This window comes from Bacillus sp. MHSD_36, assembly GCF_030757775.1.
In the GTDB taxonomy this organism is placed as follows: Bacteria; Bacillota; Bacilli; order Bacillales; family Bacillaceae_G; genus Bacillus_A.
This window is the reverse complement of sequence record NZ_JAVBIS010000014.1, coordinates 1-14181: the sequence shown is the minus strand read 5'-3', so window position 1 is coordinate 14181 and position 14181 is coordinate 1. Positions and strand designations below refer to the sequence as shown.

The window sequence follows — 14181 nt, the reverse complement described above, 5'->3', positions numbered from 1 at the left end:
AGGGGATGTAAGATGAGCTTAGTCGTATTACTTTTTACAATTGGATTTATAGGATCGTTTATATCAGGAATGGTTGGAATTGGCGGTGCGATCATTAATTATCCGATGATCTTATACATTCCGGTATTGCTGGGGTTTTCTGGATATACATCACATGAAGTGAGTGGTATTACAGCGGTGCAAGTATTCTTTGCAACTTTTGCAGGGGCATGGGCCTATCGGAAAAGTAATGATATGGATAAAACGCTAGTTGTATATATGGGAGCTAGTATATTAATAGGAAGTTTCATAGGGAGTTTTGGTGCTAACGTATTAGCGGAACATACGGTCAATGTTGTTTATGCAGTGTTAGCCACAATTGCTGCTATTATGATGTTCGTGCCGAAACGAAATAATGGTGATGAGGTCAAATATAATAAATGGTTAGCAAGTTTGTTAGCATTTATTGTAGGAGGCGCATCAGGTATTATAGGTGCTGGAGGTTCGTTCCTTTTAGTCCCAATTATGCTAGTTATTTTAAAATTGCCGATACGTACAACAATAGCAACATCTATCGCTATTACGTTTATTTCTTCAGTAGGGATTACGACTGGAAAAGTGATAACTGGACAAGTAGTTGTAATTCCAGCTCTTATTATTGCGATTGCAAGTATCTTTGCCGCGCCACTTGGAGCGCGAGTTGGGAAGAGGATCAATCAAAAAGCACTGCAATATATGTTATCGATTTTGATTGTAGGTACAGCTGTTAAGATGTGGATTGATATGATATCGAAATAAAAGGATGGCGCTGCTTGCAGCCCATCCTTTTATTTACGCCCAAATAACCTTCATTAAGTTTTTATATTCGTCATTTGCTAATTTATATAGCATTCTCGTATGTTCAAATACAAGTGCTGGATTAAAGTTTGGTTCTGAGAATGCAAGAGATGTTGAAATATCAATTGCATTTTGCTTGTTTAACGTGAATTTTGCAAATCGGTAAGATGTGTTTAATTCATTGATAACGTGCAAAATGTCATTTGTTGCTGTTGCATCTGGTACGTGAGCAACATTGAAACAGTATATATCTACAGTAGGATGTTCGTTTTGGAAAGCAGCGATAAGTTGAATTTTTGCCCCAGCTTCCGTCTCTAATCCTACTGAAAAATGAACAGAACCATCATTTTCATCTATATTTTCTTCCATGAATATATCGTTTGACTTTAAGTAGTCTTTAAAATCTGAGATGTTATGTTTTACTGCAGCTTTCATATGTATGAGCCCCCTGATAATTGGAATAGATTGCTACTATTTATTATAATTTAAAAATATTAAAAAAGATAGTTAGAAAGTTCTGATTTTTAATTGTGGAGAAATAAAAAGAAGCAGTACTCTACCTCCATAGAGAACTGCTTCTTTTTTATTCATTGTCATTAGACGATGTTTCTGTGTCTTCATTGCTATTTTTATTTTTTACTTCATTGTTACTTGATTCGCGTTCACTTGTGTTTTCAGACTTAGATTCTTTTGTTTTCTCTGTGCTTGTTTTCTTCGAATCAGAGTCTGTTTTTGTATATGCAGGTAATCCAAGATGAGTACGAAGATCGTTTGTAACTTTTGCTAATTCTTTTTTATCTGGATTGTAGTAATACGTTCGACCGCCACCAGCAGATTTGCTACATGTGTCGTCACCTTTTTCCATATAGCAGTCGTCACCTTGAAGTTGTAATTTCTCAATTTCAGCATCTGATCCGTACTTATAGAATGAAAGCATATCATCAAATGTTAAGTTTGTAACGAATTGTCCGTTAATATCATCAATAATGTTACCAACTTTTGTTACAGAGCCAACACTTGTTAGTTTGTGTAAAATTGCTTCAATAACGAGCTGTTGACGTTGTCCACGCATTGCATCACTATCAATGTGGCGCGTTCTAGCAAGAGCAAGAGCTTCTTCACTATTTAGCTTTTGAACACCTTTCTTTAGGTGAATCGCATCAGCATTATCATTACTATCTTGTTCAGTAAATTCAACTGGTACATCAACTTCAATGCCGCCTAAATCATCAACAATTTTCATAAATGACTTGAAGTTAAATTTTACAAAGTAATCAACAGGAACATTTAGTAATTTTTCAACTGCATCAATACTTGCTTGTGGTCCACCTTTTTTTCCATTTTTAGTAGAACCGTATGCATGAGCGTGTGTAATTTTATCTTTTTTCTTTTCCACTGGAATATACGTATATGTATCTCGTGGAATACTTAATAGTTTTACAGTTTTGCTATCTTTATTAAACGTTGCAAGTAATAATGCATCCGTTCTTATAGCTTCCCCATATTCTTTCCCACGGACATCGCTTTCATCGACACCCATGATTAAGACAGAGACATTATTTGTGATAGGTTTTACAGCTTTATCACGTAAATCAGATTTATCACCGCGAGCTAAATCGTGTGCAGCATTTCGAACAGCAGAAGATGCTTTATTTACTAAAAACCAAGTATAACCGCCACCTATTATTAAAAAGAATAGTATAACGCTTATAATAATTTTTGCTTTTTTCTTACTTTTTTTCGGTTTACTGCGTGTATTTTCTTGCAAAGATGGGTTTTGCTCCATTTCCTGTACTCCTTCATTTGGATTGAAATACGACACTCATATCCACTTATTATAATGAAATTTAGCGAAAAAAACATTACAAATCATTTACATTTCGTAAAAATTCAATTTATTTATAAAAAGTAAGATTTTATATATTTTATTTTTGAAATGTAGAATAAGTATAAGGTTTTTTTGTAGAAATGAAAATATGTATTGTGAGAAAGTGATAGAGAAGTAAGATTTGTTGAAATATAGCCAAGAAGAAATGAGTAGGTTTACTTGTTTCTTCTATATAATAAAGAAGAATTTGACGGATAAAGGAGAGGACATAATGAATCATACATTATTTCGAGCAATCATTGTGAAAGAAACAGAAAGCAAGCAGTTTGTAAGAGACGTTGTAGATAGAGAAGTAAGTAGTTTGCCTGAGGGGGACGTATTAATACAGGTTCATTATTCTTCATTAAATTATAAAGATGCGCTTTCAGCTACGGGTAATAAAGGGGTTACGAGAACATATCCTCATACGCCAGGAATTGATGCAGCAGGGGAAGTTGTGAGTAGTGAAGATGCTACTATTAAGGTAGGAGATCAAGTCATTGTAACGGGATATGATTTAGGGATGAATACTTCTGGTGGTTTCGGAGAATATATTCGCGTGCCGGCATCTTGGATTGTCCCTTTACCAGAGGGAATGTCATTAAAGGAAAGTATGATGTACGGGACAGCTGGTTTTACAGCGGCTTTATCAGTATATAAGCTTATAAGAGCAGGTATAACGCCTAGTATGGGAGATGTTTTAGTAACGGGTGCTACAGGCGGCGTAGGGAGTGTAGCTGTAAGTATTTTAAGTAAATTAGGATTTAACGTAGTAGGAGCAACAGGGAAAATGGAAGAGGAACAGATGCTACTACGTCTAGGAGCAAAAAAAGTGATTCATCGCGCGGAATTAAATGATGAATCAGGAAGACCGATGTTAAAAGGGATATACGCCGGAGTTATCGATACTGTAGGTGGACCTATGTTAGAAACAGCTTTAAAAATAGTGAAGTATGGTGGTTGTGTAACGACATGCGGTAATGTGGCAGGCCAGGAATTACAAACAACGGTATATCCGTTTATTTTGCGAGGCATAAGCCTTTTAGGGGTAGATTCTGTGCAATGCCCAGTAGATGTGAGAAGTGATGTGTGGACGCTCTTAGCAAATGAATGGAGAAATAAAGAGTTACAAACTTATACAGAAGAATGTACATTAGAAGAATTAGAGGAGAAGTTTACACTTATATTGCAAGGAAAGTTAAAGGGAAGAACTGTTGTAAATATGAAATAAGAAAAGAGACGCTTATATTAGCGTCTCTTTCTTATTATAATGATTGTTTTAAATTGACTTTACCTTGTTCACCTAAAACACCATCGGCAATATTTACAGCGTGATCACCGATACGCTCTAAGTTACTTACCATATCAACGAAGATAATACTTGCATCACCTGAACAGCTACGTTCGTTCAGACGTAATACGTGACGTTTACGAAGAACACGTTCCATTTGGTCAATTTTACGCTCTTTTGCAATAACCGTTTGTGCTAGTTCAGTATCGAAGTTTGTTAAAGCTTCAACTGCGTCTTGTAATGTTGAAATTGTTAACTCAAGCATTTCATTTAGTTCAGCTAATGCTTCGTCTGATAGGGAAACACGGTTTGAGATTTGGAAATCTACAAGTTCTACAAGGTTTTCTACATGATCACCGACACGTTCAATATCTCCAACAACACCTGCTAAAACGGAATGTTTTTCAGAATCAGAAGGTGAGAGCGGCTTTTCTGATAGTAAAACTAAATACTCGGTAATTTTTTTATCTAAATTGTTAATAGCTCCTTCTAATTGAGTAGCCATATCAGCGTGTTTTTTATCTTGTGTGTTTAAAAATTGATTTGCTTCTTTTAATCCATGTAATGAAAACTCAGCCATACGAATAATCTCTTTTTGTGCTTCTGTTAAAGCGATAGCTGGAGATTGCTCAATAAAGATTGGATTTAAATGTTGTGGTTTGAAGTTAATAGATGAATCTTCACCACGAATGATTTTTGTTACAATCCATGCTAATACAGCGATGAAAGGGAATTGAACAATAGTGTTCGTTACATTAAACGTCCCGTGTGCAAATGCAATTGTCATTTCTGGATTTAAGTTTAATGACGTTTGGAAGTATTGAATTAAATTTGTAAAAGGTATTAATAAAATCGTAAAGATGATTGTACCGACGATATTAAAAATAACGTGAACTAATGCTGCACGTCTTGCAGCAATTGAAGTACCGATTGCTGCTAATACTGCTGTAATTGTTGTACCGATGTTATCACCAAACAATACAGGAAGGGCAGCTTGTAAATCGATTGCACCTTGACCGAATAGTTCTTGTAAAATACCAATTGTTGCACTTGAACTTTGTACAATTAAAGTGAAGACTGTACCAACAACAATACCTAGAATTGGATTGTCACTCATGCTAACCGTTAATTCTTGGAATGATTCTAAAGAGCGAAGAGGCTTCATACCTGTGCTCATTAGTTCTAAACCGAAGAATAACATACCAAAACCGAATATAACTTGACCTAAAGAATGTACTTTTTTATTTTTAAAGAAGAATAGTAAGATAGCTCCAACTGCCATAATTGGGAGAGCATATTCTCCGATTTTAATTCCGATAATAAATGCAGTAACTGTCGTACCAATGTTCGCACCCATAATAACACCGATTGCTTGTCTTAATGTCATAAACCCAGCACTTACAAGTCCGACTGTTAAAGCGGTTGTTCCTGAACTTGATTGGATTAATACGGTAACTAACATACCTGCTAGTACACCCATAAGTGGGTTTGTTGTAAAGCGATCTAAAATATCGCGAAGACGATCTCCAGCTGCTTGTTGCAGTCCATCGCCCATGTATTTAATCCCGAATAAGAAAATACCTAATCCACCAATGAACTGGAAGATCATATCTTGAACATTGTATTCCACGCATTCCACTCCTTAAATTTCATGTACGATGTAATTATTAACTGAACCTTGAGGTACTGTAAACGGTTTGTTAGTAAAATTTACACTAACTTTACAAAGAGGTGAAAAGTTTACAATTACTTAAAGAAACAGCTGTATTTTATTGGTTTTCAGCTTATATAAATCTTAATTTTGTAAAGGAATCACACTTTTTAGAATAGTATTTTTTAGTTAAGTATCAAAGAAAGCGTCTGCGAGTTCATCGTATATTTTTTGATGAAAGTTAAAAAAATATGTAAGAAAATGCATGTAGTTTTATAACAGAAAAAATACGATAAAAAAAGCCACTGAAATTATCCAGTAGCTTTTTCTCTGTTTTTATTGCCATGCTTTTGCTTTCTTATACTTGTGATGTAAATGAACAGGAAAGCAATAAGGAGTAGAGAGGAATAGCGATATACAGTTGCGTAGTTTGTAAAATGTGCAATGAATCCAAATATAATTGCGCCAGCGCCAATTCCAAGGTCGAATGCTGAGAAGAATGTAGCTGTTGCAACTCCTCGTCGGTGCGGTGCTACTCGGTCAATCATCCATGCTTGTAGTGCAGGTTGAATTGCTCCAAAACCACTTCCGTAACATGCTGCTGCAATAATTAAGCTCGGAATGGTAGTTGTATACGACAATAAAATAATGCCTGTAAACGTTAAAATAACTCCTGGAATAATAACGAATGTATGACCTTTCGCATCATACAATTTTCCAGAAAACGGACGAGTGACAGCAATTGCAAGTGCATTAAATAAGAAAAAGAGGCTTATATCAGCAATTCCGACTTCGGTAGCGAATAATGTAATAAAGCTCCCGATTCCTCCGTACATTAATGTAATACATAATATTAATAATGAAGGAAGTAAAGCTTTGCGCTCAATAAATCCATCGAGGAAGGTACCGGATGTTTGCTTTTGTGGTTGTGGCGATTTTTTGATTTGAAGTAGTTTCGTTAATATTAATGAAACTACTGTACAGGAAAGTGCACATAAAAAAAGAATTGTGAAGTTATATGTTTGCATAAGCCAAAGTCCGATAAGTGGACCAAGCGCCATTGCAATCGTTCCAGAAAGACCGAAATATCCCATGCCTTCGCCGCGTCGAGCTTGTGGAATTAAATCTGAAACGACAGTTCCATATGTAGTCGTTGTAATACCAAAACCAGCTCCGTGTAAAATTCGAACGGCAAGCAATAGGAAGACGGTTGAAGCGAAAAGATAACTGCCCATAGCGAGTAAACAAATAGCAGTACCAATCATTAAAATAATTTTTTTGTTGAATTTTTGCAAGGCGTTTCCCGTTAGTGGTCTAACAAAAAGTGCCGCTACGGTAAACATGCCGACAACAAATCCGATATTAGAACTTGTGCCGCCAATTTCTTTCACATAAACAGGTAAAGTAGGAATTAACATTTGAAACCCTAAAAACATACATAAGTTTGCTAGAATTAAAGCAACAAACTCTTTCGTCCATAACGGTTCTCGTTTTACGAGTATTGCTTCTCCCATATATTCATCCCCTATATAAAATTTCTCTGTTCTTTCGAGTATATGTATTGGTCAATGTAACAGTCAAGGAAGGTGCCTTGAAAACGTATAACAATTTTTGCGTGGAAAAACTGACAAATTTGTGTAAAAGCTACACAACTATGAAAAAAAGTTGTAAAGTATAGATGTATAGACTTGTAGTTGTTATGAATGATAGAAATTGTTTTTTCTTTAAAGAAAGCGGATTCAAAAAGTAGTGAATGAGAAGGGGATATATACTTTTTCACTACATATATTTGAAAAGGTTTACAAAACAATGAAGAAAGAGGCGTGTACATATGAGACGATTAGGTATTTCTATTTATCCAGAACATTCAACAGTAGAGAAAGATAAGGAATATTTAACATTAGCAAGTAAATACGGATTTAATCGTGTATTCACATGCTTATTGTCTGTAGATGGAGAGAAAGAGAAAATTATAGCAGAGTTTAAAGAAACGATCTCGCATGCAAATGCATTAGGGTTCCAAGTATTAGTTGATATTAGTCCGTCTGTCTTTACACAATTAGGTATTTCATATAATGATTTATCGTTCTTCCATGAGCTAGGAGCGTACGGTATTCGTTTAGATGTTGGATTCTCTGGTTTAGAAGAATCGATTATGACTTACAATCCATACGGCTTAAAAATTGAAATTAATATGAGTAACGGTACGAAATATGTTGATAATATTATGAGCCATAGACCAAATCGTGAAAATTTAATTGGTTGCCATAATTTTTATCCGCATCGTTATTCAGGATTATCATACGATCATTTCATTAAATGCTCGAAACAATTTAAAGATTACGGTATGAGAACGGCTGCTTTTATTTCATCATTTGATGCAACATATGGGCCTTGGCCAGTAACAGAAGGATTATGTACGTTAGAGCAGCATCGTGAATTACCGATGACAACACAGGCGAAGCATTTATTTGCAACAGAATTAATTGATGATGTCATTATTGCGAATGCGTATGCATCAGAAGAAGAATTACAAGCACTAGGTGCATTAAATAAAGAGAAACAAACTTTTGATATAGAGTTATACGATACGACAACAGAATTAGAAAAAATTATTGTGTTAGAGGAACCACATTTTTATCGCGGAGATGTATCTGAATATATGATTCGCTCGACGCAAAGTCGTGTGAAATATAAGAAAGAAGAGTTCAAACCGCATAATACGCGCGAAATTAAGCGCGGAGACCTTTTAATTGATAATGAACAGTATGGTCAATATAAAGGGGAATTACAAATTGCTTTAAAAGATATGGTGAACACAGGAAAAACAAATGTAGTTGGCCGAATTGTGGAAGAAGAAATTTTCTTATTAGATTATTTACAAGCATGGGATAAATTTGGGTTTACATTAAAGAAATAGATAAAATGAAAAAGGAAAAAACTACTGACCTCAGCAGCTTTTTCCTTTTTATATATAAATTGCGAGAGGAAGAGCTATGACAAAAGTGCATCAGCGATTAGTTTCTATTTTAGAGGAGTTTTTAGAAGAGAAATCGATGTTAAATCGAGCTTTTTTAGCGAGCCGTTTACATGTATCAACGAAGACAATTCAAAAAGATATCAAATTATTAAATGATATATTGGAAGAAAATGGAGCTAAAATTGAATCACAAAGAGGGACTGGATACGAACTAGAAATTATACAAATGAAGAAGTTTGAAGAGTTTTGCGTGAATCTATTTCAAAAACAGACAGAAAAAATCCCAACTTCTTATGAAGAAAGGATAGCGTACATTCTGCAACGTATTTTAACGACTGAGGGATATGTGAAGCTTTCACAGTTAGCAGAGGAGATTTATGTAAGTAAATCTACTGTAAATTTAATTATGAAAGATGTTACAGATATATGTAGTCGTTATCAATTACAAATTGAAAAGAGACCGTATTATGGTATATGTATTGTGGGAGAGGAGTTTCATATTCGTTCTTGTTTATCACAATATGGTTTACCACGTTATGACCATACTCCGTTTCATGAGCAATTTGAGCAGAGTGATATATATGTATCGTTACCTCATATACCGCTTATCCGTTCGGTTATATTAAAGTATATTGAAGGAGGAACGATATATTTATCAGATATAGAAATTGATAATTTAGTCATTCATATTGCAATTGCATTAAAGCGTTGTGAAGATCAACATTATATGAAAGGACTAAATGTGGAGCAGGCTGAACTTATTATAAAGAAAGAATATACAATTGCGAAAGAGATTTTAGGGGATTTAGAGAGAGAGTTGCATCTTTCATTCCCCGAAGAAGAAGTTTTATATGTGACGATGCATTTATTAAGTACTGCCGTTACAGCGAAAGATCGTTATGAAAATGTGGAAGAATTATTAGGGAAAGATCTATATGTATTTATGCAACATATTCTCTTTAAAGTAGCGGAAGAACGGAATCTTATTTTTTATTATGATGAAGAATTATTATTTGGGTTTGGTGTTCATTTAAAAACGTTATTAAATCGTTTGAAGTATAAGTTAAATACGAGAAATCCTCTTTTGGCAGAAGTGAAAAAGAATTATCCGTATGCTTTTGAAATTGCCGTTCTCGTTGGAGATATAATTGGTGAATATACGGGAGAATCGATTCCAGAAAGTGAAATTGGTTATATTGCGATTCACTTCGGCGGAGCGATGAGTCGTTTACAGGAAGAGAATCAAAAGAAAAGATGTTTATTAGTTTGTGCGACTGGTCAAGGAAGCGCCCAGCTATTGAAATATAAAATTCTATCACAGTTCCGAGATAAATTAGAGATTGTGGGAATTACAGGTTATTATCAGTTGAAAGTTGAAGACCTTTATAAAGATAAAATAGATTGTATTATTAGTACGATTCATATACCAAGTGGCTTGCCTGTTCCAGTTATAAAAGTGAACTCAATATTTGATGATAAAGAGGTTAAGTCAATCGGTCAGCAGTTGTTTACGCATGTGAATACTAGTGTACAGCAATATATGAAGGAAGATTTGATTTTCTTAAATCATATTGCTTCTACGAAGGAAGAGGTTATTCAATTTTTATGTGAGAAAGCTGCTGAGAAAAACTATGTACCAGAAAACTTTTATGATTCCGTTATGGAAAGAGAGAATACATCTCCTACAGCGGTCGGGAATTTAGTTGCGATTCCACATCCGATGCAGTTGTTAAGTGAGAAAACATTTTTGATGTTTTGTACACTTAACAAAGCGGTTGATTGGGGAGATAAAAAAGTACAAGTTATTATTTTATTTAGTGTAAAGCGCAATAATAATGAAGATTTACAAAAGCTTTATGATTTTTTATATGATATTATGTCTAATCAAAATACGATAGAGAAATTAGCTCAGGCTGAAGTGGTTGAAGATTTTCAAGAGATATTATTATCGTTATAAGAGAAGTATATAAAAACTTCCGTTACACAACGGAAGTTTTTTATGTTTAATTGTATGCGTTTTCATAATAAGATAACAATATAGAAAAAAGATAGCTTGGGGGAATTTAAAATGACTGATATGCAAACTCCATTTGCGTTAATTTTACATGGTGGCAACGCGAGAAGCGCGGCACTTGAAGCAATCGCTTTTGCAAGACAAAGAGATTTTGAGAGTGCGAGTGAAAAGATGACACTTGCTAGTGAAGAAATTTCAGCAGCTCATCGTATTCAAACGGACTTAATTCAAGAAGAAGCAAGAGGAAATCATACAGAAATCAGTTTACTGTTAGTGCATGCACAAGATCATTTAATGAATGCAATTACAGTGAAAGAACTTGCTGAAGAATTTATCACTCTTCATAAACGAATAGAAGAGAAAGTGACAGTATAAGATGTACATTTTATTATGTTGTGCAGCAGGCATGTCAACGAGTATGGTTGTAAGAAAAATGCAAGAAGAGGCAATGAAACAAGGGAAGAATTATAAAATTAAAGCAGTTGATTCAGAACTTGTGAAACTGGAGATAAAAAATGCTGATGTTGTTTTAATTGGACCACAGGTGAAGTATTTGTTTCCAGCGGTACAGTTTCTTGCGAAGTCATACGATATACCGGTTGCAATTATAGAGCAACGAGATTATGGCATGTGTGACGGTTTGAAAGTATTGAAACAAGCAGAACAATTAGTTTTAGCATAATTATATTTTTTTAAATATAAACATTATAATGTTATAACTTTATTTCATTCTTTCATAGTAAGGAAAAAGAGGAGGGGTATTGATGAATGGTTTTATGAGTTTTATGGAACAAAAGATTATGCCAACAACACAAAAGATTGCAGGGCAACGACATTTATTAGCAATTCGAAACGGAGTTATTTCGACATTGCCGTTAACGATTGTCGGATCATTTTTCGTTATCTTTTTAAATTTACCAATTGATGCATATATGGAGTGGATTGCACCGTTTCGCCATATTTTAGATATTCCATTCCGATTTACAGTAGGTTTAATGGCGTTATACGCAGCATTTGGGGTGGGAGCTTCACTCGCCAACTTTTATCAGCTCAATCAGTTAAGTGCAGGGTTGTTATCTGTACTCGCCTTTTTACTAGCATCGGTTGAACCAATTCAAATTACGAAAGCTGTACCAGGAGTTATTGATGCAGGTAGATATATTTCAGTAGGAACATTAAGTGCAACATCTTTATTCGGAGCAATTGTTACAGCCTTAATTGCAGTAGAAATTTATCATTTTATGATTAAGCATAATATCTCGATTAAATTACCAGATAGTGTACCACCAGCAGTGTCAAATTCGTTTGCAGCATTAATTCCAACGTTAGTTGTTATTCTTTTATTCTGGGGTATTCGTTACGGTTTAAAATTTGATGTAAATACAACAATCACATATTTAATCGCACCACTAAAATCAGTATTAGTAGGAAATAATTTATTCGGCGGTTTATTAACAGTATTCTTAATCGTGTTCTTCTGGTCATTCGGTATACATGGTCCTGCGATTTTAGGACCAATCATTCGTCCGATGTGGGATTCAGCAATTCTTGAAAATATGGAAGTATTCACAGCTACAGGAAATGCACATCAATTACCAAACTTATTTACAGAGCAATTTATTCAATGGTTCGTATGGATCGGTGGATCAGGCTCGACGTTAGCTTTAGTTATCATGTTTATGTTCTCTAAATCTAAGTTCCTAAAAGAGTTAGGTAGATTATCATTTGTGCCAGGTTTATTCAATATTAACGAACCGATTATTTTCGGGGCACCAATTGTAATGAACCCAATCTTAATTATTCCGTTCGTTATTACACCGTTAGTAACAACGACAGTATCATATTTTGCAGTTGTTTCAGGGATGATTCCGCTGATGATGGCGAAATTGCCATTTACGATGTTAGCACCAATTGCAGCGGTTATTAGTACGGACTGGACAATTATGGCTGGTGTACTTGTACTTGTTAACTTTGTTATCTCATTCGTTATTTACTATCCGTTCTTCAAAATGTATGAGAAACAACAATTAGCAGGAGAGGAGAAAGAAAAATGCTCGGAGCAATTATCATCTTAATTACATTCGTAGCGGGGCAGTGTATTGCGCATTATTCAAAATGGGTACAAAGTAAATCTTTATTAGTTTTACTACTCGTATCAATTTTATTTATCGGTTGTTCAATGGGTGCTTATGTAATGTTAGGAGTACAATCACCGTACGTAATTATTGTACCAACGATTTTATGTGCAACATGTTTATCTGCAAAATATAGATTTACGAGCATGGCATTAATACAACGTGTGAAGGAGATGCAAAAGCATGGAGCGTAAATTAGGAATTTCACTTTATCCAGAGCATTCAACGAAAGAAAAAGATATGGCATACATTTCGGCAGCGGCACGCCACGGTTTTTCAAGAATATTCACATGTCTATTATCTGTGAATCGTCCGAAAGAAGAAATTGTAGCTGAATTTAAAGAAATTATTCATCATGCAAAAGATAACAATATGGAAGTTATTTTAGATGTAGCTCCAGCTGTCTTTGATCAGCTTGGTATTAGTTATAGTGATCTATCATTTTTCGCAGAGTTAGGTGCAGACGGTATTCGATTAGATTTAGGGTTTGACGGATTAACTGAAGCGAAAATGACGAATAACCCGTACGGCTTAAAAATTGAGCTAAACGTAAGTAACGATATTGCGTACTTAGAAAATATTCTTTCGCATCAGGCGAATAAGTCAGCTTTAATTGGTTGTCATAACTTTTATCCGCAAAAATTCACTGGTCTTCCGTATGATTATTTTATTCGCTGTAGTGAACGTTTTAAAAAACACGGTATTCGCACGGCAGCGTTTATTACGTCACATGCAGCTAACATCGGTCCATGGGATATTAATGACGGATTATGTACGTTAGAAGAGCATCGTAACTTACCGATTGAAGTACAAGCGAAACATTTATGGGCGACAGGGCTTATTGATGATGTTATTATCGGAAATGCTTATGCGAGTGAAGAAGAGTTAGAGAAACTAGGAAACTTAAATCGTTACATGTTACAGCTGAAGGTACACTTTGTAGATGAAGCAACTGAAGTAGAGAAGAGAGCCACGCTGCAAGAATTACACGTAAGACGCGGCGACATAACAGAATATATGGTGCGTTCTACAGAAGTGCGTAAAAAGTATAAAGACTATGATTTCCCAGTGCGCGAAAGTGTATTACAGGAAAGAGGGCAAGTTGTAATTGGGAACAACTCATTCGGAAAGTATAAAGGTGAACTGCAAATTATTCTAAAAGAAATGCCGATAGATGAACGGAAAAATATTGTCGGTACAATTGCAGAAGAGGAGTTATTCTTACTAGATTATGTAGGAGCTTGGACGCAGTTTACTTGTGTGGAATAGAGAAGAGAAGGAGAGGATGCTGTGGCATCCTCTTTTTCTGTTGAAATAGTAATCTATCATGCCTTTCGAGAGGACTCCCACCTCTAAATGTAAGTGAAGGTGGTGAGGTGAATCGAAAGAAATATTTTATTTTTGAGAAAAGACGAAACGTATGTTCT

At 35.0% G+C, this 14181-nt stretch carries 13 protein-coding genes; 9 read left to right on the top strand and 4 right to left on the bottom strand.

Features of this window, described 5'->3' with window-relative positions:
* The first annotated feature begins 12 nt into the window (after positions 1-12).
* Positions 13-777: a sulfite exporter TauE/SafE family protein gene (locus Q9B79_RS25815; RefSeq protein ID WP_306188760.1), complete on the top strand. Its 765-nt coding sequence runs from the start codon at positions 13-15 to the stop codon at positions 775-777.
* A gap of 33 nt (positions 778-810) precedes the next feature.
* On the opposite strand, the gene Q9B79_RS25810 is transcribed toward Q9B79_RS25815, so the two are convergent.
* On the bottom strand, positions 811-1251 hold the full coding sequence (locus tag Q9B79_RS25810) for a YbjN domain-containing protein (protein WP_101168581.1): 441 nt from the start codon (positions 1249-1251) through the stop codon (positions 811-813).
* Between the two features lie 148 nt (positions 1252-1399).
* Positions 1400-2602 (bottom strand): LCP family protein, encoded by a 1203-nt coding sequence (locus tag Q9B79_RS25805; RefSeq protein ID WP_306188757.1) that lies wholly within the window; start codon positions 2600-2602, stop codon positions 1400-1402.
* A 313-nt stretch (positions 2603-2915) separates the two neighbouring features.
* On the opposite strand from Q9B79_RS25805, the gene Q9B79_RS25800 reads away from it, so the two are divergent.
* Complete coding sequence (locus tag Q9B79_RS25800; protein WP_306188755.1) at positions 2916-3914, top strand: YhdH/YhfP family quinone oxidoreductase; 999 nt, start codon at positions 2916-2918, stop codon at positions 3912-3914.
* A gap of 34 nt (positions 3915-3948) precedes the next feature.
* On the opposite strand, the gene Q9B79_RS25795 is transcribed toward Q9B79_RS25800, so the two are convergent.
* Positions 3949-5604: a Na/Pi cotransporter family protein gene (locus Q9B79_RS25795; RefSeq protein WP_306188754.1), complete on the bottom strand. Its 1656-nt coding sequence runs from the start codon at positions 5602-5604 to the stop codon at positions 3949-3951.
* Between the two features lie 332 nt (positions 5605-5936).
* Positions 5937-7139: an MFS transporter gene (locus Q9B79_RS25790; protein WP_306188753.1), complete on the bottom strand. Its 1203-nt coding sequence runs from the start codon at positions 7137-7139 to the stop codon at positions 5937-5939.
* A 317-nt stretch (positions 7140-7456) separates the two neighbouring features.
* Here Q9B79_RS25790 and Q9B79_RS25785 point away from each other — a divergent pair, with 317 nt between their 5' ends.
* The 7 genes from Q9B79_RS25785 to Q9B79_RS25755 all read left to right on the top strand — a co-directional run bounded on the left by Q9B79_RS25785 (position 7457) and on the right by Q9B79_RS25755 (position 14023).
* Positions 7457-8545: a DUF871 domain-containing protein gene (locus tag Q9B79_RS25785; protein WP_306188752.1), complete on the top strand. Its 1089-nt coding sequence runs from the start codon at positions 7457-7459 to the stop codon at positions 8543-8545.
* Positions 8546-8621: 76 nt separating this feature from the next.
* A complete protein-coding gene (locus tag Q9B79_RS25780; RefSeq protein WP_306188750.1) occupies positions 8622-10562 on the top strand; it encodes a BglG family transcription antiterminator in 1941 nt (646 codons plus the stop codon).
* Between the two features lie 111 nt (positions 10563-10673).
* Positions 10674-10994, top strand: a complete 321-nt coding sequence (locus Q9B79_RS25775; RefSeq protein WP_306188748.1) for a PTS lactose/cellobiose transporter subunit IIA — start codon at positions 10674-10676, stop codon at positions 10992-10994.
* Position 10995: 1 nt separating this feature from the next.
* Complete coding sequence (locus Q9B79_RS25770) at positions 10996-11301, top strand: PTS sugar transporter subunit IIB (RefSeq protein ID WP_000275651.1); 306 nt, start codon at positions 10996-10998, stop codon at positions 11299-11301.
* Positions 11302-11383: 82 nt separating this feature from the next.
* The gene (locus Q9B79_RS25765) at positions 11384-12694 is read left to right on the top strand and encodes a PTS sugar transporter subunit IIC (RefSeq protein ID WP_001013059.1); all 1311 of its coding nucleotides are present in this window, start codon (positions 11384-11386) and stop codon (positions 12692-12694) included.
* Positions 12670-12948 (top strand): hypothetical protein, encoded by a 279-nt coding sequence (locus Q9B79_RS25760; protein ID WP_306188745.1) that lies wholly within the window; start codon positions 12670-12672, stop codon positions 12946-12948. Before Q9B79_RS25765 ends, Q9B79_RS25760 begins: the two co-directional genes overlap by 25 nt.
* On the top strand, positions 12938-14023 hold the full coding sequence (locus Q9B79_RS25755; RefSeq protein ID WP_306188743.1) for a DUF871 domain-containing protein: 1086 nt from the start codon (positions 12938-12940) through the stop codon (positions 14021-14023). The genes Q9B79_RS25760 and Q9B79_RS25755 overlap by 11 nt, the downstream gene beginning before the upstream one ends.
* The last annotated feature ends 158 nt before the right edge of the window (positions 14024-14181 follow it).

Bases quoted from the DNA above. Each gene is read 5' to 3' on its own strand.
- Q9B79_RS25815 (WP_306188760.1), top strand. From the start codon at position 13: ATGAGCTTAGTCGTATTACTTTTTACAATTGGATTTATAGGATCGTTT.
- Q9B79_RS25810 (WP_101168581.1), bottom strand. From the start codon at position 1,251: ATGAAAGCTGCAGTAAAACATAACATCTCAGATTTTAAAGACTACTTA.
- Q9B79_RS25805 (WP_306188757.1), bottom strand. From the start codon at position 2,602: ATGGAGCAAAACCCATCTTTGCAAGAAAATACACGCAGTAAACCGAAA.
- Q9B79_RS25800 (WP_306188755.1), top strand. From the start codon at position 2,916: ATGAATCATACATTATTTCGAGCAATCATTGTGAAAGAAACAGAAAGC.
- Q9B79_RS25790 (WP_306188753.1), bottom strand. From the start codon at position 7,139: ATGGGAGAAGCAATACTCGTAAAACGAGAACCGTTATGGACGAAAGAG.
- Q9B79_RS25785 (WP_306188752.1), top strand. From the start codon at position 7,457: ATGAGACGATTAGGTATTTCTATTTATCCAGAACATTCAACAGTAGAG.
- Q9B79_RS25780 (WP_306188750.1), top strand. From the start codon at position 8,622: ATGACAAAAGTGCATCAGCGATTAGTTTCTATTTTAGAGGAGTTTTTA.
- Q9B79_RS25775 (WP_306188748.1), top strand. From the start codon at position 10,674: ATGACTGATATGCAAACTCCATTTGCGTTAATTTTACATGGTGGCAAC.
- Q9B79_RS25770 (WP_000275651.1), top strand. From the start codon at position 10,996: ATGTACATTTTATTATGTTGTGCAGCAGGCATGTCAACGAGTATGGTT.
- Q9B79_RS25765 (WP_001013059.1), top strand. From the start codon at position 11,384: ATGAATGGTTTTATGAGTTTTATGGAACAAAAGATTATGCCAACAACA.
- Q9B79_RS25760 (WP_306188745.1), top strand. From the start codon at position 12,670: ATGCTCGGAGCAATTATCATCTTAATTACATTCGTAGCGGGGCAGTGT.
- Q9B79_RS25755 (WP_306188743.1), top strand. From the start codon at position 12,938: ATGGAGCGTAAATTAGGAATTTCACTTTATCCAGAGCATTCAACGAAA.